This window comes from Mesobacillus sp. LC4, from assembly GCF_053543455.1.
On the sequence record NZ_JBGCUB010000005.1, the window covers coordinates 91,552 to 111,762 of the forward strand.

The 20,211-nt window shown below is 42.7% G+C and carries 24 protein-coding genes; 23 read left to right on the forward strand and 1 reads right to left on the reverse strand.

Going from position 1 to position 20,211, the window contains the following annotated elements:
* Positions 1-19: 19 nt before the first annotated feature.
* The gene (locus tag AB5I83_RS15950) at positions 20-259 is read right to left on the reverse strand and encodes a hypothetical protein (RefSeq protein WP_448976606.1); all 240 of its coding nucleotides are present in this window, start codon (positions 257-259) and stop codon (positions 20-22) included.
* A gap of 279 nt (positions 260-538) precedes the next feature.
* Between AB5I83_RS15950 and trmFO the strand changes: the two genes are divergently transcribed.
* From trmFO to AB5I83_RS16065, 23 genes are all read left to right on the forward strand, one after another.
* Positions 539-1,846 (forward strand): FADH(2)-oxidizing methylenetetrahydrofolate--tRNA-(uracil(54)-C(5))-methyltransferase TrmFO, encoded by a 1,308-nt coding sequence (trmFO, locus tag AB5I83_RS15955; RefSeq protein ID WP_448976607.1) that lies wholly within the window; start codon positions 539-541, stop codon positions 1,844-1,846.
* A gap of 60 nt (positions 1,847-1,906) precedes the next feature.
* A complete protein-coding gene (xerC, locus tag AB5I83_RS15960; RefSeq protein WP_167831759.1) occupies positions 1,907-2,809 on the forward strand; it encodes a tyrosine recombinase XerC in 903 nt (300 codons plus the stop codon).
* A 20-nt stretch (positions 2,810-2,829) separates the two neighbouring features.
* On the forward strand, positions 2,830-3,372 hold the full coding sequence (gene hslV / locus AB5I83_RS15965) for an ATP-dependent protease subunit HslV (RefSeq protein WP_167831758.1): 543 nt from the start codon (positions 2,830-2,832) through the stop codon (positions 3,370-3,372).
* A gap of 19 nt (positions 3,373-3,391) precedes the next feature.
* Positions 3,392-4,798: an HslU--HslV peptidase ATPase subunit gene (hslU, locus tag AB5I83_RS15970; RefSeq protein WP_448976610.1), complete on the forward strand. Its 1,407-nt coding sequence runs from the start codon at positions 3,392-3,394 to the stop codon at positions 4,796-4,798.
* Between the two features lie 129 nt (positions 4,799-4,927).
* Complete coding sequence (gene codY / locus AB5I83_RS15975) at positions 4,928-5,707, forward strand: GTP-sensing pleiotropic transcriptional regulator CodY (protein WP_167831756.1); 780 nt, start codon at positions 4,928-4,930, stop codon at positions 5,705-5,707.
* 509 nt (positions 5,708-6,216) lie between these two features.
* The gene (gene flgB, locus AB5I83_RS15980) at positions 6,217-6,612 is read left to right on the forward strand and encodes a flagellar basal body rod protein FlgB (protein ID WP_448976613.1); all 396 of its coding nucleotides are present in this window, start codon (positions 6,217-6,219) and stop codon (positions 6,610-6,612) included.
* Positions 6,613-6,614: 2 nt separating this feature from the next.
* Entirely contained in the window at positions 6,615-7,064 is a 450-nt protein-coding gene (gene flgC / locus AB5I83_RS15985; RefSeq protein WP_448976615.1) for a flagellar basal body rod protein FlgC, read from the forward strand.
* Between the two features lie 45 nt (positions 7,065-7,109).
* Positions 7,110-7,388 carry a flagellar hook-basal body complex protein FliE gene (fliE, locus tag AB5I83_RS15990; RefSeq protein WP_245243481.1) on the forward strand — a complete coding sequence of 93 codons (279 nt, stop codon included), beginning with the start codon at positions 7,110-7,112 and terminating at the stop codon, positions 7,386-7,388.
* 76 nt (positions 7,389-7,464) lie between these two features.
* Positions 7,465-9,057, forward strand: a complete 1,593-nt coding sequence (gene fliF, locus AB5I83_RS15995; RefSeq protein ID WP_448976617.1) for a flagellar basal-body MS-ring/collar protein FliF — start codon at positions 7,465-7,467, stop codon at positions 9,055-9,057.
* Between the two features lie 11 nt (positions 9,058-9,068).
* On the forward strand, positions 9,069-10,085 hold the full coding sequence (fliG, locus tag AB5I83_RS16000; protein WP_448976619.1) for a flagellar motor switch protein FliG: 1,017 nt from the start codon (positions 9,069-9,071) through the stop codon (positions 10,083-10,085).
* Positions 10,078-10,842, forward strand: coding sequence for a flagellar assembly protein FliH (gene fliH, locus AB5I83_RS16005; RefSeq protein WP_448976621.1), 765 nt, complete (start codon positions 10,078-10,080; stop codon positions 10,840-10,842). The genes fliG and fliH overlap by 8 nt, the downstream gene beginning before the upstream one ends.
* A gap of 14 nt (positions 10,843-10,856) precedes the next feature.
* Positions 10,857-12,152: a flagellar protein export ATPase FliI gene (gene fliI / locus AB5I83_RS16010; RefSeq protein ID WP_448977144.1), complete on the forward strand. Its 1,296-nt coding sequence runs from the start codon at positions 10,857-10,859 to the stop codon at positions 12,150-12,152.
* A gap of 7 nt (positions 12,153-12,159) precedes the next feature.
* A complete protein-coding gene (gene fliJ, locus AB5I83_RS16015; RefSeq protein WP_448976622.1) occupies positions 12,160-12,606 on the forward strand; it encodes a flagellar export protein FliJ in 447 nt (148 codons plus the stop codon).
* 4 nt (positions 12,607-12,610) lie between these two features.
* The gene (locus AB5I83_RS16020) at positions 12,611-13,210 is read left to right on the forward strand and encodes a MotE family protein (protein ID WP_448976624.1); all 600 of its coding nucleotides are present in this window, start codon (positions 12,611-12,613) and stop codon (positions 13,208-13,210) included.
* Between the two features lie 29 nt (positions 13,211-13,239).
* Positions 13,240-14,469: a flagellar hook-length control protein FliK gene (locus AB5I83_RS16025; RefSeq protein WP_448976626.1), complete on the forward strand. Its 1,230-nt coding sequence runs from the start codon at positions 13,240-13,242 to the stop codon at positions 14,467-14,469.
* 10 nt (positions 14,470-14,479) lie between these two features.
* Positions 14,480-15,109, forward strand: a complete 630-nt coding sequence (gene flgD / locus AB5I83_RS16030; RefSeq protein ID WP_448976628.1) for a flagellar hook assembly protein FlgD — start codon at positions 14,480-14,482, stop codon at positions 15,107-15,109.
* Between the two features lie 17 nt (positions 15,110-15,126).
* Entirely contained in the window at positions 15,127-15,516 is a 390-nt protein-coding gene (locus AB5I83_RS16035; RefSeq protein WP_448976630.1) for a TIGR02530 family flagellar biosynthesis protein, read from the forward strand.
* Between the two features lie 81 nt (positions 15,517-15,597).
* Positions 15,598-16,821 carry a flagellar hook protein FlgE gene (locus AB5I83_RS16040; RefSeq protein ID WP_448976632.1) on the forward strand — a complete coding sequence of 408 codons (1,224 nt, stop codon included), beginning with the start codon at positions 15,598-15,600 and terminating at the stop codon, positions 16,819-16,821.
* Between the two features lie 54 nt (positions 16,822-16,875).
* Positions 16,876-17,097 carry a flagellar FlbD family protein gene (locus tag AB5I83_RS16045; RefSeq protein WP_448976634.1) on the forward strand — a complete coding sequence of 74 codons (222 nt, stop codon included), beginning with the start codon at positions 16,876-16,878 and terminating at the stop codon, positions 17,095-17,097.
* Entirely contained in the window at positions 17,087-17,515 is a 429-nt protein-coding gene (fliL, locus tag AB5I83_RS16050; RefSeq protein WP_448976636.1) for a flagellar basal body-associated protein FliL, read from the forward strand. The genes AB5I83_RS16045 and fliL overlap by 11 nt, the downstream gene beginning before the upstream one ends.
* Before the next feature lie 41 nt (positions 17,516-17,556).
* Positions 17,557-18,558 (forward strand): flagellar motor switch protein FliM, encoded by a 1,002-nt coding sequence (gene fliM / locus AB5I83_RS16055; protein WP_448976637.1) that lies wholly within the window; start codon positions 17,557-17,559, stop codon positions 18,556-18,558.
* Positions 18,545-19,816 (forward strand): flagellar motor switch phosphatase FliY, encoded by a 1,272-nt coding sequence (fliY, locus tag AB5I83_RS16060; RefSeq protein ID WP_448977146.1) that lies wholly within the window; start codon positions 18,545-18,547, stop codon positions 19,814-19,816. Before fliM ends, fliY begins: the two co-directional genes overlap by 14 nt.
* An 18-nt stretch (positions 19,817-19,834) precedes the next feature.
* Positions 19,835-20,197 carry a response regulator gene (locus tag AB5I83_RS16065; RefSeq protein ID WP_079508438.1) on the forward strand — a complete coding sequence of 121 codons (363 nt, stop codon included), beginning with the start codon at positions 19,835-19,837 and terminating at the stop codon, positions 20,195-20,197.
* The last annotated feature ends 14 nt before the right edge of the window (positions 20,198-20,211 follow it).

A 20,211-nucleotide genomic window follows, 5' to 3' on the forward strand; every position in this document is an offset into this window, starting at 1 on the left:
TGAGCCCTTGGCTCACTCTTTATGTTTGTAAAGTTGTTGACGGGCTGACCAAGGCGCTTCCGCTTTTCTTTGTCCAGCTCCAGCGCCTAGCCCCTCGAGTCGCTTGTCCAGTGTCGCCTCCTAGAAACTCCGAAACTTCAACTCCGTCGGCAGAAGCAAAAAGCGCTTCTTTGTCGGAGTCTCCAGTTTCTGCGTTTCTTGGCAGTCGGCTATACTTTTCAATTTCGGTCCGGCCAATGAAGTCAAAGAACGACTTCACTGGTCGGCCCTCCAGCGCTTGTCGGGGCTGATCAAGGCGCTTCCGCTTTTCTTTTTTGAAACTTTTTTCTTTCTTTTTCGTAAAGGAAAGTGCAAAATGATACAGGAATCAGGGTAAAGTAAGTAAGGTTGAGTATATAATAGAAGCTTTATGTCAAGGCAGATGTTATAATTATTCTTTTGAAAAGGTCACCTGCTTAAATTTTCCTTGTTAAACAGGCGGAAATTAGTTTAGGAAAAGCATACAATTAATTTTTAATAACTACTGGAGGAAATAGATATGTCTGAAGCTACTGTAAATGTCATTGGTGCCGGTTTGGCCGGAAGCGAGGCTGCTTGGCAGCTTGCTGAAAGAGGCATCAAAGTGAACTTATACGAGATGAGGCCGGTTAAACAGACCCCTGCACATCATACTGATAAATTTGCTGAGCTGGTTTGCAGCAATTCATTGCGAGCTAATACATTAACTAATGCAGTTGGAGTCTTAAAGGAAGAAATGAGAAACTTGAATTCTGTCATCATTGGGGCAGCAGACGCATGTGCTGTACCGGCAGGCGGAGCTTTGGCAGTAGACCGACACGAGTTTGCGGCACAAGTTACCAGCCGGGTGAAGGAACATCCAAATGTGACAGTATTTAACGAAGAAATGACAGAGATTCCACAGGGACCGACCATCATTGCTACTGGGCCTTTGACAAGCCAGGCTCTATCGCAGCAATTAAAAGACCTGACAGGGGAAGAGTATCTTTATTTTTATGATGCCGCTGCACCGATCATCGAGAAGGATAGTATCGACATGGAAAAGGTTTACCTGAAATCCCGATACGACAAAGGGGAAGCAGCATACCTGAATTGCCCGATGACGGAGGAAGAATTTGATCGCTTTTATGAAGCGTTGATTTCTGCAGAAACTGTTCCGCTTAAGGAATTTGAAAAAGAAATCTTTTTTGAAGGCTGCATGCCAATTGAGGTCATGGGCCAAAGAGGAAGGAAGACGATGCTTTTTGGACCGATGAAGCCCGTTGGACTTGAGGATCCGAGAACAGGAAAGCGCCCTTATGCTGTAGTCCAACTTCGTCAGGATGATGCTGCTGGGACACTTTATAATATTGTAGGCTTCCAGACTCACCTTAAATGGGGCCCGCAGAAGGAAGTCATTCAACTGATTCCTGGTCTGGAAAACGCTGAAATCGTCCGATATGGTGTTATGCATCGTAATACTTTCATCAACTCGCCTAAGGTATTAAAGGCAACATATCAATTCAAGAATAGAGAAGACTTATTCTTCGCAGGACAAATGACTGGGGTAGAAGGCTATGTAGAGTCAGCAGCAAGCGGTCTTATTGCAGGCATCAATGCTGCGCGTTTAGTAAAAGGCGAAGAGCCGGTTGAGTTTCCACATGAAACTGCAATGGGCAGCATGGCCAGATATATTACAACAACTAATGCGAAGAACTTCCAGCCGATGAATGCAAACTTCGGGCTTTTCCCTGATCTTCCAGAGAAAATAAAAGCTAAGCAAGAACGCAATGAGAAGCATGCTTCCAGAGCATTGGAAACAATTCAGAAATTTGTGAAAAATTTGTAATTTCTATTGCTAGGGCTATATAAATATGATACTATTTAGTAGCCCTTGTGAGGTGACAGGATGGAAGCAAATGTGAACAATTCTTTAAACTTATTTATAGAATATTTACAAATTGAGAAAAATTACTCACAATATACAATTGAACATTATCAACATGATATTAGGGAATTTTTTTTGTTCATGTCTGAACAAGGCCTGAATAGTCTGGATGAAGTTGAGTATGCTGACACAAGAATATACCTCACGAAATTATTCGACCATCAGCTTTCCAGAAAGTCAGTCGCCCGCAGGATTTCATGTATGCGCAGCTTTTACAAATTCCTGCTCCGTGAAAAAATGGTAGGTGATAATCCGTTTTCCCTCGTATCCATCCCGAAACTGGAAAAGCGGCTGCCAGATTTTTTTTATGAAGAGGAGCTTTCTCAGCTGTTTAAAGCATGTGAAACCGAAAGTCCAATCGGAAAGAGGAACAAAGCCCTTTTAGAATTGCTTTATGCTACAGGAATCCGTGTTGGTGAGTGCTGTAAAATCACGCTGAAGGATATAGATTTATCTCTATCGACAGTTTTAATCCATGGAAAAAGGAAAAAGGATCGATATGTGCCCTTCGGAAGTTTTGCACAGGATGCAATTGAAGACTACATAAAAAATGGAAGACCAGATCTTCTGAAGACGAAAGAAGATCATGGCCATTTATTCTTAAATTTCCGTGGCGGTCCACTCACTGACAGAGGGATCAGGGAAATCCTGAATAAATTAATCGAAAAGTCTGCCCTGACTGGAAAGATCCATCCTCATAAACTGCGCCATACCTTTGCCACGCATATGATGAGCAATGGAGCTGATATGAGGACTGTCCAGGAGCTCATGGGGCATGCTTTCCTGTCTTCAACTCAAGTATATACTCACGTTACGAAAGAGCACTTGCGCAATATTTATATGTCACATCATCCGAGGGCTTAAGCCAAAAGGAGGACGAAGGAATGTCAGAATTCCATGCCACAACGATATTTGCTGTTCAACATAAAGGCCAGTGCGCTATGTCAGGTGATGGCCAGGTAACTTTTGGGAATGCTGTAGTGATGAAACACACAGCTAAGAAGGTACGAAAGTTGTTTAATGGTAAAGTAATCGCAGGATTCGCTGGTTCTGTCGCAGATGCTTTCACGTTATTTGAGATGTTTGAAGGCAAGCTTGAAGAATATAACGGGAATCTCCAAAGAGCGGCGGTCGAACTTGCAAAGCAATGGAGAAGTGATAAAGTTCTTAGAAAGCTTGAAGCGATGCTGATTGTGCTGAATGAGACTGATATGCTTCTTGTTTCCGGAACAGGTGAAGTGATTGAGCCAGATGATGGCATTCTTGCGATAGGTTCTGGAGGGAATTATGCTTTGTCTGCAGGCCGCGCATTGAAGCAATATGCTGGAGAACATCTAACAGCAAAGGAAATTGCAAAGTCTTCATTGGAAATTGCTGCTGACATTTGTGTTTACACAAACCACAATATTATCGTGGAAGAACTGTAACGGAAAAGGAGTGTTGAGTGTGAAACAAACGACAAATTTAACTCCAAGGCAGATCGTGGAAAAGCTGGATCAGTATATAATCGGTCAAAAGGATGCTAAAAAAGCTGTGGCAGTTGCTCTTAGGAATAGATACCGCCGCGGATTGCTGGCTGAAAATATCCGTGATGAAATCATCCCAAAGAATATCCTGATGATCGGACCTACTGGCGTAGGTAAAACTGAGATTGCCAGAAGAATGGCTAAATTAGTAGGGGCCCCTTTCGTCAAGGTCGAGGCGACCAAGTTCACTGAAGTGGGTTATGTTGGCCGTGATGTCGAGTCAATGGTGCGGGATCTTGTTGAAACCTCAATCAGGCTTGTAAAAGAGGAAAAAATGGAGCGTGTTAAAGAACCGGCAGAGGAAAATGCAAACCGCCGACTTGTCGAACTCCTGGTTCCTTCAGCTAAAAAATCCGTCAATTACAAAAATCCTTTGGAAATGTTGTTCGGCGGAAGTCAACAGCAACCCGAACAAGAAAATAACAACTCAGAAGATTTAGGGTTATTCGAAAAGCGAAAAAAGATCAAGCAAAAGCTTGATCAAGGAGAGCTTGAGGATGAGCTGGTAACCGTGGAAGTCGAGGAGCAAGCCCCATCCATGTTTGATATGCTCCAGGGCTCCGGAATGGAACAGATGGGAATGAATATGCAGGATGCTTTGAGTGGCTTGGTGCCTAAGAAGCGAAAGAAACGAAAGCTTCCTGTTCGTGAGGCAAGGAAGGTATTAATCAATGAAGAGGCCCAAAAGCTGATTGATATGGATGAGGTAACTCAGGAAGCTACCTATCGTGCTGAGCAGGCAGGCATCATTTTCATTGATGAAATCGATAAGATTGCCAGCAAGAACTCCGGAGGATCAAGCGCGGATGTGTCGCGTGAGGGTGTTCAAAGAGACATACTCCCAGTGGTAGAAGGATCAACAGTAAACACGAAATACGGCCCTGTAAAAACAGACCATATTTTATTCGTCGCTGCTGGGGCATTCCATATGGCGAAGCCTTCAGATCTGATACCTGAATTGCAAGGGCGGTTCCCTATCAGGGTAGAGCTTACTAAGCTGACCGTTGAGGACTTTTACAGGATCCTTGTTGAACCTTATAATGCACTAACAAAGCAATATGAAGCTTTATTGGAAACAGAAGGTATACAAATTGAATTTTCTGACGATGCTATTCGTAAGATAGCTGAAGTCGCTTATGACGTGAATCAGAATACAGATAATATTGGTGCTAGAAGGCTGCAGACGATTCTTGAGAAGCTTCTGGAAGACCTAAGCTTCGAAGCTCCAGATATCAACCTGGAGAAGGTAGCGATCACACCGCAGTATGTAGAAGAAAAGCTTGGCGCTATCTCAAGAAACAAAGATTTAAGCCAGTTCATATTATAATGGTTTGTCGTTTTAATGCATACTCAATAGGGTAGACAAATAAAGGCTGCCAATTGTGCAGAAGTATTGAAACTAGCCAGAAATTAAAATAAATGTAATTGTGTTTGAAGCAAATAGGAGGAAGAAACAATGGACTTACTATCAAAAACTAGAAAAATTAATGCCCTGCTCCAAAAAGCTGCCGGTAAACCGGTAAACTTCAAAGAAATGTCAGAGACTCTAAGTGAAGTAATCGAAGCGAACATCTTTGTTGTCAGCCGCAGAGGAAAGTTATTAGGCGTAGGAATCAATCAGCAAATTGAAAACGAGCGTATGGTAAAAATGCTCGAAGATCGCCAATTCCCTGAAGAGTATACAAAAAATCTTTTCAATATCCAGGAGACATCACCGAATCTGGATGTTGATAGTGAATACACAGCATTCCCTGTTGAAAACAAAGAACTATTCAAAAATGGATTAACAACAATCGTGCCGATCATCGGTGGCGGTGAGCGTCTAGGAACATTGATCCTAGCCCGTCTTGAGGAACAATTCCATGACGATGACCTCATTCTTGCAGAATATGGTGCAACCGTTGTAGGTATGGAAATCCTTCGTGAGAAGGCAGAAGAGATTGAAGATGAAGCACGCAGCAAAGCAGTAGTGCAAATGGCAATCAGTTCCCTTTCATATAGTGAGCTTGAAGCAATCGAGCACATCTTTGAAGAACTTAATGGAAAAGAAGGTTTGCTTGTTGCTTCTAAAATAGCTGACAGAGTCGGAATCACTCGTTCCGTTATCGTTAACGCACTGCGCAAGCTCGAAAGCGCTGGCGTAATCGAGTCCCGTTCCCTAGGAATGAAAGGAACATATATCAAAGTATTAAACGACAAGTTCCTATTTGAACTTGAAAAACTTAAAAGTAACTAATGAAGAAAAAATCCGCTGGTCTTCAGCGGATTTTTTTATTGGTTTCTACCAAGTGAATTGTCGGAAATGGACGTAAAATGTAATGCCCGAATAATAAGTTTTCAATCCCGCAATGTTACAAATACATTGCGGGATTTTTACACCACTCTATAAAAACCTATTTTAAAAACAAATTTTAGAAAGTAAATTATGGAAGTAGAATCTCAAAGAGTAGGTAATTTGACCTTATTGCCATTCAAAAGCTGTTGGATTTGTCTATCGTAATTCCTATCTTTTTTAAAGTACTTTACAAAAAAATGGAGCCATTTATAAAAAATATAAATAAAAGTAAACCAGTAGGTCTTTTATACCATTTTAAAAAATGAGCACTATGCATGATAAAAATTAACCGAAAGTACATAGACAGATTATTTCAGATTCTTTACAATTAGGAATATAATGACGAAATTCAGCAAGGAATTACAAAATTCAGCAAAATAATTGAGAGTGGCAATTGCGAGGTGCATAAATTGAAGTTGTTTTCAAACACAGTATCAACGCTTGAGAATGCATTGAACTATTCTTCTGCGAAGCAAAAAGTCATTTCGCAGAATATCGCGAATGTTGATACGCCGAATTATAAAGCAAAGGATGTTTCCTTTAAGGCAGTGTTCCAGGAAGTGACGGGACAATCCTTTCAAGCGAAAAGATCAGATGCCCGTCATTACGATTTCAGCAGCAGGGCAAGCTCCTTTCCTGGAGTTGTTAATAAGCCGAACGTGAATTATAACGAAAATGGGAACAGTGTTGATATGGATAAAGAGATGGCCGACCTGGCCACTAACCAAATTTACTATAATGCGCTGACTGAGAGGATTAATGGGAAATTCAACTCTCTCCAAACAGTCATTAGGGGAGGTAAGTAAGAATGACTATGTTTCATAGCATGAACACCACAGCCTCAGCATTGACTGCTCAGCGCCTTAGGATGGATGTCATCTCTTCCAATATGGCTAATGTAGATTCGACAAGAGGAGTGAATGGCGAGCCATACCGCAGGAAAATGGTCGTCCTTGAACCTAAGGAAGGAAATTTTTCTTCATTCCTGAATAAAGCAATGGGCAAAACGGAAGCAGCAGGGGCAGGAAATGGAGTTAAAGTAACAAGGATAATAGAAGATAGAGAAAATCCGCTTAAGATGGTTTATGACCCTGAGCATCCCGATGCGAATCAGGAGGGATATGTTGCTTACCCAAATGTTGATCCTCTAAGGGAAATGGTGGATCTGATAAGCGCAACTCGTTCTTATGAAGCTAATGTCACAGTTTTTAACGCTTCCAAGGGCATGATGATGAAGGCTCTTGAGATCGGAAAATAAGGAGATAACTAAATGAATTCAGCTGGGATTAATTCTGTTAGCCAAATGGTCAGACCATTTGAAACAAAAGTGTCTACTCCCACACCTACACCATACGAAGCACAAAAAAGTTTTTCGTCCGTACTTAAGCAATCTATTGAAAATTTAAATAAAGCACAGCTTCAGTCAGATGCAATGACAGAAAAACTGGCTCGTGGGGAAAATGTCGACCTCCATCAGGTAATGATTGCAAGCCAAAAGGCGAGCATCACATTGCAAGCTACAATGGAAGTCAGGAATAAAGTGGTTGAAGCTTACCAGGAAATGATGAGAATGCAAGTTTAATAAATTGGCTAAAAACTAAGATTAGATCGGTTATTAGCTGTATAAAAAGAAGAGACTTAATAACCGGGGGATTGAAATGAAAGAAACCGTTCAAAAGTATATACATACAATGAAGGATTTCTGGCAAGGGCGTACCAGAAAGCAAAAAATCAGTCTTGGTGCGTCTATTTTCTTTGTATTAACAGTTGCCATCCTTACAGCGTTTTTTACAACGAGGACATCCCTTGTGCCGCTTTACAGCAATCTTTCACCTGCCGAAACAGGGAGTATTAAAGAAAGCCTTGATGCCAGGGGCATAAAATCTGAGATCTCCGATGGGGGCAAAACAATCCTCGTTCCTGAAGAACAGGTTGATAGCTTGAAAGTAGAACTGGCAGCCGAGGGAATCCCGAAGTCAGGGAGTATTGATTATTCTTTTTTTAGTCAGAATGCCGGCATGGGCATGACAGATAATGAGTTCCTAGTTCTGAAACTCGAAGCGATGCAGTCGGAATTAGCGAATCTAATGAAAGGCATCGACGGAGTCAATGATGCCAATGTCATGATTAACCTGCCTGAAAAGGGCATCTTTGTAAGCGATAATCAGCAGCCAGCATCGGCTTCCATTGTGCTTAATACAAGTCCAGGATATCAATTCAAGGAAGAACAGATTACTGCACTTTACCACCTTGTATCAAAAAGCGTTCCGAACCTCCCTACAGATAATATCGTCATCATGAATCAGTTTTTTGAGTATTTTGATTTAAAAAATGAAAAAAATTCCAGTGGCGCCTCTTTCGCTTCGCAGCATGAGATTAAACAGGAGATTGAAAGAGATGTCCAAAGGCAAGTTCAAAATATGCTTGGCACCCTTATGGGCCATGATAAAGTAGTCGTTTCAGTAACCGCCGATATAGACTTTACCCAGGAAAACAGAGAAGAAAACATCGTTGAGCCTGTAGATCAGGAAAATATGGAAGGAATCGCAATCAGCGCCCAACGAATTACAGAGACTTTCACAGGCAACGCAGATCAGGCTGGAGGGATTCCGGAAGGAGGAAATCCGGGTGAGACGACCGGGTCTCAATACCTGGAAGGTGCAACTGGGAATGGCGATTATGAAAGAGTCGAAGAAACGATAAACAATGAGGTAAGCAGAATCCGCAAGGAAATTACCGAAAGCCCATATAAGGTGCGCGACCTCGGAATCCAGGTGATGGTGGAACCACCGACACCAGATGACGAAAATTCGCTCCCTCAAGAAAGGGTAGAAGACATTACAAGAATTCTGAGTACAATTGTCAGGACTACCATTGATAAGGATGCTCTAGGTACGGAGCTGACAGATGAGTTAATTGAAGATAAGGTCGTTGTTTCAGTTCAGCCATTCAATGGCAAGGTCACTTTCGATAACCAGGTTGAAGAAAAGCTGCCATGGTGGGTATACCTTGTTGGAGGATTATTGCTCGCGGCCATTATCGTCCTGCTGCTTCTGTTTATGAGATCGAAAAAGAATGTTGTGGAAGAAGAGTATGTTATGGAAGAAAAGTTTGAGCAAGTTCGTGTTCCTGATGTGAACAAAGAATTTGAGACAGAGGGCACGATGAAGAAAAAGCAACTGGAAAAAATGGCGAAAGAAAAGCCTGAGGATTTCGCGAAATTATTGCGAACTTGGATTTCTGAGGATTAGGAGGAGGATCAATGGTGAGGAAAGACCAAAAAGAATTGACTGGAAAACAGAAGGCTGCAATCCTCCTGATCTCACTTGGACCAGATGTTTCTGCTTCGGTTTACAAGCATTTAAGTGAAGAAGAAATCGAGAAACTCACACTTGAGATTTCTGGTGTGAAGAAGGTTGACTCGATGGCTAAGGAAGAAATTCTCGAAGAGTTCCACAGTATTGCATTGGCGCAGGATTATATCACGCAAGGCGGAATCGGATACGCGAAAACCGTTTTGGAAAAAGCTCTGGGAATTGACCAGGCTGCGGTGATCATTAATAGATTGACCTCTTCGCTTCAAGTAAGGCCATTTGATTTTGCGCGAAAAGCGGATGCAGGACAAATACTCAATTTCATACAAAATGAGCATCCGCAAACGATTGCTCTTATTCTTTCTTATTTAGACTCGGCACAAGCCGGCCAGATTCTGTCTGAACTGCCGCAGGAAGTCCAGGCTGATATTGCCCGCCGTATTGCGGTGATGGACAGTACGTCACCGGAAATAATCAATGAGGTGGAACAGATTCTTGAAAGAAAGCTGTCAGCCACTGTTACACAAGACTATACGCAAACTGGCGGAATTGAGGCTGTTGTTGATGTATTGAACGGGGTAGACCGGGCAACCGAGCGGACAATTCTCGATGCACTGGAAATCCAGGACCCTGAACTTGCCGAGGAAATCAAAAAGCGTATGTTCGTGTTCGAAGATATCGTAACACTGGATAACCGTGCAATCCAGCGAGTAATCAGAGATTGTGAAAACGAAGATCTCATGCTTGCTCTTAAAGTATCAAGTGATGAAGTGAAAGAGATTGTCTTTAAGAATATGTCTAAGCGTATGGTAGAAACCTTCCAGGATGAAATGGAATTCATGGGTCCTGTAAGGCTGCGGGATGTTGAAGAAGCACAATCCAGGATCGTCGCGATCATCAGACGTCTGGAAGAAGCTGGTGAAATCGTCATCGCCCGTGGCGGAGGAGATGATATTATTGTCTAGACTTATCAAATCTCAAAATACCAGTACAGTGTCTGCAGAGAAAAAGGTCATCTCCATCCGGGTGCTGGAAGCAACGAATCAACAAGATGTTCCACAAGTCTTCACTCATACAGAAGATGAGAGAAGGAGAATCCTTGATGGTGCTGCATTAGAATCAGACCGTATTGTCTCCAAGGCCATGGAAGAAGCGGAGCAGATCCGTCAACAAATTCATCAGAAAATGCAAGAATGGGAGCAGCAAAGATCTCTATTAGCCGAGGAATCCAGGCAAATTGGTTATGAGCAAGGCTATCAAGAAGGGAAAAACCAGGGTTATGCAGACTACCGTCAAACAATCCTGTTTGCTCAGGAAACGGTGCAAGCAGCCAAACGGGATTATCAGAATCATATAGACTCATCCGAAAAGGTCATTCTTGATCTGGGTGTGAAAATTGCTGGGAAAATACTTGGGGAGAAGCTGGCTGCAGAAGAAGGTTTCTTCCCACTTGTGAAACGTGCCTTGAAAAACTCGAGAGATTATAAGGATATTCAGCTGCATGTACATCCAAAACACTACCAGGAACTGATTGCTCAAAAAGAAGAACTGATTGCCATCTTTCCAAAGGATATTGCTTTCTATATCTACCCGGATGATGAACTGGAGGAGACCGCTTGTATCATCGAGTCGGAAAATGGCAGGATTGATGCAAGTGTAGACAGCCAATTGGAGGAAATCAAAATTAAGCTGTTTGAATTGTTGGAGAGTGAACAATCGTGAAGGCCAAGGATTTAATGGAGCATGTCGATTTTTTGGATAGTTTTAAACGTTACGGACGTGTTAAAAGAGTTGTTGGCTTGATGATTGAATCCCAGGGTCCCGAAAGTTCAATCGGTGATGTGTGCTTCATCCATGTAGGAACGAAGAAAAAACGCAGGATCCAGGCGGAGGTTGTCGGTTTTAAAGATGAAAATGTCATCTTGATGCCGTATACATCCATTCATGATATATCACCAGGCAGTCTAGTGGAAACGACGATGAAGCCGCTTGAAATCAAAGCGGGACCAGGTCTCATCGGGAAAGTTGTTGATTCTCTGGGGGTTCCGCTCGACCAATCCAGTTTGCCGAAAGGACTGGCAGCTGTTCCTACAGAACAAGATCCCCCCAACCCTTTGAGCAGGCCGCCAATCTCAGAACCAATCGAAGTTGGAGTCAGGATGATTGACAGCCTGCTCACAGTTGGCAGCGGACAGCGTGTTGGGATCTTTGCTGGAAGTGGTGTCGGGAAGAGTACCTTGCTGGGAATGATTGCACGGAATACTACAGCAGACCTGAATGTCATCGGACTGATTGGTGAACGAGGCAGGGAGGTCAGGGAATTCATTGAACGTGATTTAGGGCCAGAAGGGTTGAAGCGCTCCATAGTGGTTGTCGCAACTTCTGATCAGCCTGCGTTGATGCGAATCAAAGGGGCCTATACAGCAACAGCCATTGCCGAGTACTTTCGGGATAAAGGGTTGAATGTGATGCTGATGATGGATTCTGTTACACGGGTAGCGATGGCCCAGCGTGAAGTGGGACTGGCAGTTGGTGAACCTCCAACCACGAAAGGCTACACTCCTTCCGTGTTCGCCATTCTTTCAAGGCTTCTCGAAAGGACAGGGACCAATGAGTTTGGTTCGATAACAGGCTTTTACACCGTGCTGGTGGATGGAGATGACATGAATGAGCCAATTGCCGACACGGTGCGGGGAATCCTTGATGGACACTTTGTATTGGACAGGGACTTAGCGAATAAAGGCCAATACCCAGCAGTGAACGTTTTAAAAAGCATCAGCCGAATCATGAACAATATCGTCTCCGATGAACATGTGAAAGCAGCAGAAAGATTGAGGGAGTTATTAAGTACTTATATCAATGCTGAGGATTTAATTAATATCGGTGCTTATAAAAAAGGCACATCAGCAGAAATAGATGAAGCGATTTTGCGATACCCTCAAATCCAGAACTTTTTAAAACAAGGGACCAATGAAAGAGTCTCAATCAATGAAAGTGTCCAGGCTTTATTGCAGTTAGTAAGGAAAGGTTGATGGTTCAATGCGTTATCAATATAAGTTTGATAAAATCCTTTCACTCAAGACGAGGGAAGTAGATGAAGCTCAAGTCGTTTACCAGGATTCAGTCAAAAAATTCGAAGAAGCTGCTGACAGGCTCTATCATCTGCTGAAGAAAAAAGAGGATCTTGAGAGTTTCCAATCAGTCCGGCTGCTGGATGGGCTGCCAGTCCAGGAAATACGACACCATCAACAATTTATCGGAAATCTTGAAAAATCGATTGATCACTATCAAAAAGTCGTTATGAACGCGAGAAACATCATGAATTTTCAGCAAGTGAAGCTGATGGAAAAAAATCAGGAAGTAAAGAAGTACGAAAAAATTAAAGAGAAAGACCATCTTCAATTTCTTGCAGCTGAAAAATATGCTGAAAACAGGATGATGGACGAAGTCTCAATTCAGCAATATATGAACCGGGAAATTAGGTGATGAAATGGCACAGAAAGTGGAGGAAAAGGAAAGTCAGGAAGGTAATAAGTTTCATGCGTTTTTGATGGTTGTGGCAATACCAAGCTTGTTTGCTGTCGTTATTGCACTGGTTGCCCTTTCAATCCTGGGAATCAATATTTTTGAAACAGCGAAGGACCTAGGTGGTAAAGTACCTTTCATCTCTCAGTATGTGCAGGAAGAAAACAAGCCATCCACTGAGGAATTTGAAAAGAATATCATCAGCCTTGAAGCGGAAATCAAAGACCGGGAAGCAAAAATGGAACAACTGCAGTCGAAAATCGACAGCAAGGATACGCAGTTAAAACGAGTGGAACTGGAAAAAGCACAGCTGCAGGCACAAATCGAAGAGTTGACCGCAATCCAGGAAGAAAATAAGCGAGCGTTCCGGGAAATTGTCAAGACCTATGAAACTATGTCAGCTAAAAGCGCTGCACCGATCATTTCCAATATGGAAACGGGGGAAGCGGTAAAGATTCTAACCAATATCAAGCCAGAATCACTCGCTGCCATCATGGAAAAGCTCCCAGCTGATGAAGCGGCGAAGTATACAGAATTGTTGACAAACGAAACGAGCGGAAACTAGCTTCAAAGGACTTGGGAGGAGGTGAGAAAATGGAAATAGGAGCACTTGGATCTGTTAATGCCTTCACACAGGGAAAGCAGAAAGTGTCCGGAAACTCAGGATCTGAAGGGGATTTTGCCGGATTTATGTCGACAGCTTTATCTGGTAAAACGAATCCAGCACTTGCAGCTGAAACTGGTAAAGATGGAGAAAAGCTAGAGGGTCTTAAAGAGCTAACGGAAATGATTAACGTAACAGACCTCGTAGAATTGGAAGAAGGAATGAAGCTTCTGGATTTATTGACTTCTGACTCTGGGAATCTATTAAGTAAGGCGCTATCACAATTAGGGATCAATGAAGAAGATTTGAGGCTTTTTATCCAAAAGTGGTCCACTAATGAAGAGGGAATGAACATTGCATCTGACGAAGAGCTGCTTACATCTTTATCGCTGATTCTATCAGGGATCGCCAGTCAGACTGCGGATGAATTATTGGGGAAGTTAGATAAGAGTGATGTACAAGCCTTAAAGGCATTAAAGCTATTTGAATTAATGAGCAGATATGCTGATGGCCAGTCATCTACAACCCCCGATTCTTTGAAGGAATCGCTGAAAAATCTTGGTGAGTCTCTAAAGGGCCTTTTAGAACCAAATCATAACAATGCCCATACCGATTATTTACACAAACGTTTTACCCAGTTAGCAAGGGAACTAAACCTTGTTTCGAAAAATATGTTTACTGAAGTTACTAGTTTCGTAGACCAAAACTCCGGTTTAAAGACGGAGGGGGCAGCAGGTACACTTGGTTTTCTGCCACAAATGACAAAGGCTGAACAGCTGGTATTAACGATGAGCAGCCCAGAAAGGCCAGTTTCAGCAGAGCAACTTATGAAGCAATTTGAGTCGATTCTGTCTAAATCGCAGTTCATGAATAACGGTGGAACACAAAAATTATTCATTAAATTATTCCCTGAGCATCTTGGCAGCATCAGAATTGAGCTTTTACAACGGGATCAAACGATGATGGCGAGAATCATTACTTCCACTGGTACAGCCAAAGAAACACTAGAATCACAAATCAATGGACTCAAGCAGGCATTTGCAGCGCAGAACCTTTCGGTGGATAGAATTGAGGTGACTCAGCAGCAGCAAGAACGATTCCTTAGTAAGGATTCAGAGCAGCAGCAGAGACAGCCAGACAGAGGTCAGCAAGAAAAGAAGGAAGAAAAGAGGGATTTTAATCTCTCCTTTGAAGAGGCACTGCTAAATACTGAAGTTTAGGAGATAGACAATGGTGAATTCGATAAATTCTACTTATCTGCTGTCCAATCTTCAAAAGGACAGGAAAGCTGGTTCGGATATTCTTGGCAAAGATGATTTTTTAAAGATCCTGATGACCCAGCTGCAGAACCAGGATCCTTTGAACCCAATGCAGGATAAAGATTTTATAGCTCAAATGGCCACGTTTTCAACTCTAGAGCAAATCACGAATATGGGAAAGTCAATTGACCGATTTGTTCAGGCTGAACAGCAGAATAAAATGATATCCTACAGCCAGTTCGTGGGCAAGGATGTAACCTGGCACAAGATCGAAAGTGCCAATGGTGAGGAGACGGTTAAACAAGGAAATGGAAAAGTAGCTTCAGTCCAGTTCAAGGAAGATACTGTTTCCTTTGTACTAGAGGACGGCACGATTCTGGAACCAGCCAATATTTCTCAGATCAATGAGTTATCAAGCGAGAATCACATGCTGCAGGCGAGCATGTTAATTGGGAAGACGGTTACCTATCTAGATGGAAATCAGCAAGAGAGATCAGCAAATGTCCTTTCAGTTTCATTCAAGAACGGGAAAACATCCTATTTGCTGGATGATGAGAATGGCACAAGCATCATTTCTTCACAGATCACCAAAATTCAATAACACAAGGAAGTGATGTAATGGATAAAACAAATTTTCGTCCAATTCATTCACTGCCTGTTAACAGGAATCACCCAAAACCTGTGAAAGCCAATCCATTAACACAAACACCTTTTTCTATTCAATTGCAGGATGCAATACAATCAAAGAATGGACTGACAATAAGCAAGCATGCAACTGAACGGCTCGAGCAGAGGGGAATCAATATATCCCAGGAACGCTGGAACAGGATTGAGGAAAAAGTTAGTCAGGCGAAGGCCAAGGGCGTGAGTGATTCGCTCGTTCTGCTGAATGACGCAGCGCTGATTGTCAGTGCGAAAAATAACACAGTCATTACAGCGATGGGCAGGCAGGAAGCAGCGGAACAAATATTCACCAATATCAACGGAACGATTGTAATGGAAAATTAAAATGAAAAGGCTGGACCTTCACGGAGGCCTGGGCTGTGGACCGATTGAAGCAGCCCCCAAATCGAAAGGAGTTTTTAAATAATGCTTCGTTCAATGTACTCAGGAATCAGTGGAATGAAAAACTTCCAAACAAAACTTGATGTAATCGGCAACAATATTGCCAATGTAAATACTTACGGTTTCAAAAAGGGCCGTGTTACTTTTAAAGACACAATGAATCAAACCATTTCCGGCGCAAGTGCTGCAACAGAGAACAAGGGCGGAAAAAACCCAATGCAGGTAGGGCTCGGCTCAACGATCGCCAGCATCGACTTGATCGATACACAATCCAGCTTACAGACTACTGGACGCGCACTTGACCTTGCGATTTCAGGAGATGGCTATTTCGTTGTAAAACAAGGCCAATCGCAAATGTATACGCGTGCCGGAAACTTCTATTTGGATGATAACGGGACACTCGTTAATGGTGAGGGGTTGAAAGTGCAATCCTATAATGAAATTGGTCAGTTGGAAGATATCACTGTCAATGTAAATGCAATGTTGCCTGCTAAACAGACAACTGAGCTAGTGATGAAGGGGAACCTCCCGAAGGATGCTAAGGGCAATTCAGAATTACTTCAGCAAATCAAGGTAGTGGACGATTTAGGAATTGAGCACGTAATTGATTTAAAAATCTCTCCTGTTGACGCATCTGCAGGATCTTGGAATTTATCTTTTATAGATAGGTCGATCACTGTGGACCCTAACAATCCAAATGCCAATGTTGTTAATCAACCAATTACAATTCCAGACTATAATCCTGCCAACCCACCTGCAGATCTGTCCATCACATTAAAGGTGAATGACGGCAATAATGGAGTCAGGAACCTGACTGTACAAATGCCAGTTAAGGATTTGACAAAAGAAGGCGGCAGTATGGACGCCAACGCTTACCCTGATGGCAATACCCAAGGCGCACTTGAAAGCTTCAACATTGGCTCGACTGGTGAAATCAACGGTGTCTTCTCAAACGGATTAGTCTTGACTCTTGGTCAATTGGCACTTGCTAAATTCAGCAATCCATCGGGACTTTCCAAGGTGGGGAATAACACATTCCAGGAATCAGTCAACTCTGGAACCGCAAATATCAATGTTGCTGGAGAAGGAAGGGGATCGATTGCGGCAGGAGCCCTTGAAATGTCCAATGTAGACCTTTCAGAGGAGTTTACCGAAATGATCACGGCTCAGCGTGGTTTCCAGGCTAATACCAGAATCATTACAACATCTGATGAAATCCTCCAAGAGCTCGTAAACTTAAAACGATAGACTAGGAGAGGAGCAGGGCTGAAAGGGTCATCCTTTTAGCCCCTGTGAATGAATGTGATTAAAGTAACGAAATTAAACGGCAAAACATTTAGGATTAATTCATTATTTATCGAAGTAGTGGAAGCTTTTCCGGATACAACGATTACTTTAACCAATGGACGAAAGTATGTCGTAAGGGAAAGCGAAGATGAAGTGAGCAAATTAATCCAGGAATTTTATCAGAGTGTCGGCCTTCTTGGAGGGCGAATGGTGGAGGAACTGAATCATGAAGAATAATAAGCTAGTAATGATTATGTCGGTCATGCTGGTAGCCATTTTACTCGTAGGGACTATAGCAGTTGTAGCAGTTATGCAACTTACGGCAAAAGATGGTGAAAAAGAGCCAAGCATCGATGAGGTGCTCGAGGCTTCCGTAGACATTCCCGAGGTCACGACGAATCTTGCATCAAATGATTTTATTAAAATATCTTTTAAAATTGAAACAGATGGCAAAAAAGCTAAAGAAGAGTTGGAAAAGAGAGATTTCCAGGTGAAAAACCTGATTATTTATGAACTATCCGAGAAAAAGGCAGAAGAGCTGCAAGGCAAGGAAGGCAAGATGAACCTTGAAGAAACCCTGAAAGCGAAGATAAATGGCCTGATGCTTGACGGAAAGGTCGAAAAGGTCTACATAACAGGTTCTCTCCTCCAATAACAGATGACTGAAACGAACGCAACCATATGGAGGTGAGGAGCATGTCGGGAGAGGTACTATCGCAAAGCGAAATTGATGCTTTGTTATCAGCATTATCAACAGGTGAAATGGATGCGGATGAATTAAAAAAGGAACAAGTAGAGAAAAGGGTGAAAGTTTATGATTTTAGAAGAGCTTTGCGTTTCTCAAAAGATCAAATCCGCAGCCTTACCCGGATTCATGAGAACTTTGCCAGGTTATTGACTACTTTTTTCTCCGCCCAGCTAAGGACATATGTCAATATTACTGTCGCATCAGCAGATCAAATCCCTTATGAGGAATTCATCCGGTCCATTCCGAAGATGACAATCTTGAATGTCTTTGATGTAGAGCCACTTGAGGGAAGGATCCTGATGGAGGTAAACCCCAACATTGCGTATGCGATGATGGACAGGCTGCTTGGCGGAAAAGGAGCAAGCCATAATAAAGTCGATAGCTTGACTGAAATCGAAACCAGGATCATGTCCAATATGTTTGAGAAAGCTTTTGAGAATTTCAGGGAGGCATGGAGTTCGATTTCGGATATCGATCCTCAGCTATCAGAGTTTGAGATCAATCCACAATTTTTGCAGATGGTTTCGCCGAATGAAACCGTCGTGGTGATTTCATTGAACACAACGATCGGGGAAGCAAGCGGAATGATCAATATATGCATACCGCATGTCGTACTGGAACCGATCATCCCTAAATTGTCAGTGAAATATTGGATGCAGTCCGATAAGAAACAAAGCTTGCCAATTGAAAATTCAGTACTGCAGAGTGAGATTCAAAAGGCTGATGTTTCAATTACAGCCGAAATAGGGTCGTCTGAAATCTCGATTCAGGACTTCCTGATGCTCGATATCGGTGATGTAATTGAATTGAACCAGCAAATTGATCAACCTTTACTGATAAAAGTCGGAGAGATCCCTAAATTTGTAGGACAGCCAGGGAAAATGAACAAAAAATTTGCCATTCAAGTGTTTGATACATTTAAGGGGGGAGACGATGATGGTGAGCGATGACATGTTATCTCAAGATGAAATTGATGCGCTTCTCAGAGGAACACCAGATGAAGCAGAAGAAACAGGAAGTACGATTGACGTAGATGACTATTTTTCTTTTATGGAAAGGGATGCCCTTGGCGAAATCGGAAATATTTCGTTCGGCAGTTCAGCAACAGCACTATCAACTTTGTTGAACCAGAAGGTGGAAATAAATACTCCTACTGTTACCGTTGTGCATAAGACCAAACTGGAAGACGAATTCCCGGATCCTTATGTGGCCGTTCAGGTGCATTATACTGAAGGGTTCATCGGCAGCAATATGCTTGTCATCCAGCAAAACGATGCAGCGATTATCGCTGATTTAATGCTGGGGGGAGATGGATTGAACCCTAGAGAATTACTTGATGAGATTCAACTGAGTGCTGTACAGGAGGCTATGAACCAGATGATGGGTTCAGCGGCCACCTCGATGTCGACTGTTTTTAGCAAGAGGGTCGATATTTCTCCTCCTAATATCAATTTGCTGAATGTAGCTGAGGGAGAAGGAACAGAGTCGATACCTGAAGATGATATTTTAGTAAAAGTATCATTCTCATTAAAAATTGGCAGTTTAATTGATTCCAATATCATGCAGCTCCTGCCTGTAACTTTCGCGAAAAGTCTGGTAGATGAATTATTGAATCCTGGAGGTTCTGAAGCAGCCCAGCCTTCTATGGAAATGCCGCAGACTCCACCAGCAAGTCAAGCAAAAGTAGAGCATAGCAATGGATTCGATCAGGTACAGCAGCAAAATGCGGCTCAACATCAGTCGTTTCAACAGCCAGAATACCAGCACCAGCAGGAAGCGGCTTACTATCAGCCTCCAACACCACAACACCAGGGGTATGGCTATCAGCCTCAGCCTGTACCATCAGCACCTCAGCATCTGGGCAATGTGATGGCAGGCAGCACTCAGCCTACGGTTCAGCCAGCTGTGTTTTCCAGTTTTGAAACAGCTCAGCCACAGCAGGCAGAAACAAAGAACCTGAATATGCTTCTTGATATCCCGCTGCAGGTGACGGTGGAACTCGGCAGGACGAAACGTTCAGTGAAAGATATCCTTGAACTGGGATCTGGTTCTATCATCGAACTGGACAAACTCGCTGGAGAACCAGTCGATATCCTGGTTAACAACCGACTGATTGCTCAGGGAGAAGTTGTAGTTATTGATGAGAATTTTGGTGTCCGTGTTACGGATATCATCAGCCAGAGCGACCGTATTAAAAAATTAAAATAATCTTCAGGGGGAATTCCAATGGCGAACAAGATTTTAGTCGTAGACGATGCGGCTTTCATGAGAATGATGATTAAGGATATTTTGACAAAGAACGGCTTTGAGGTCGTCGCAGAAGCAGCAGATGGTGCACAGGCACTTGAAAAATACAAAGAATTCCAGCCTGACCTTGTCACAATGGATATTACCATGCCAGAAATGGATGGGATTACATCATTAAAGGAAATTAAAAAAATCAATCCAAACGCAAAGGTCATCATGTGTTCAGCGATGGGCCAGCAAGCGATGGTCATCGATGCAATCCAGGCAGGCGCTAAAGATTTCATCGTAAAACCGTTCCAGGCAGACCGCGTTATTGAAGCGATTTCCAAGACACTAGGTTAGTGAACTTTATCATT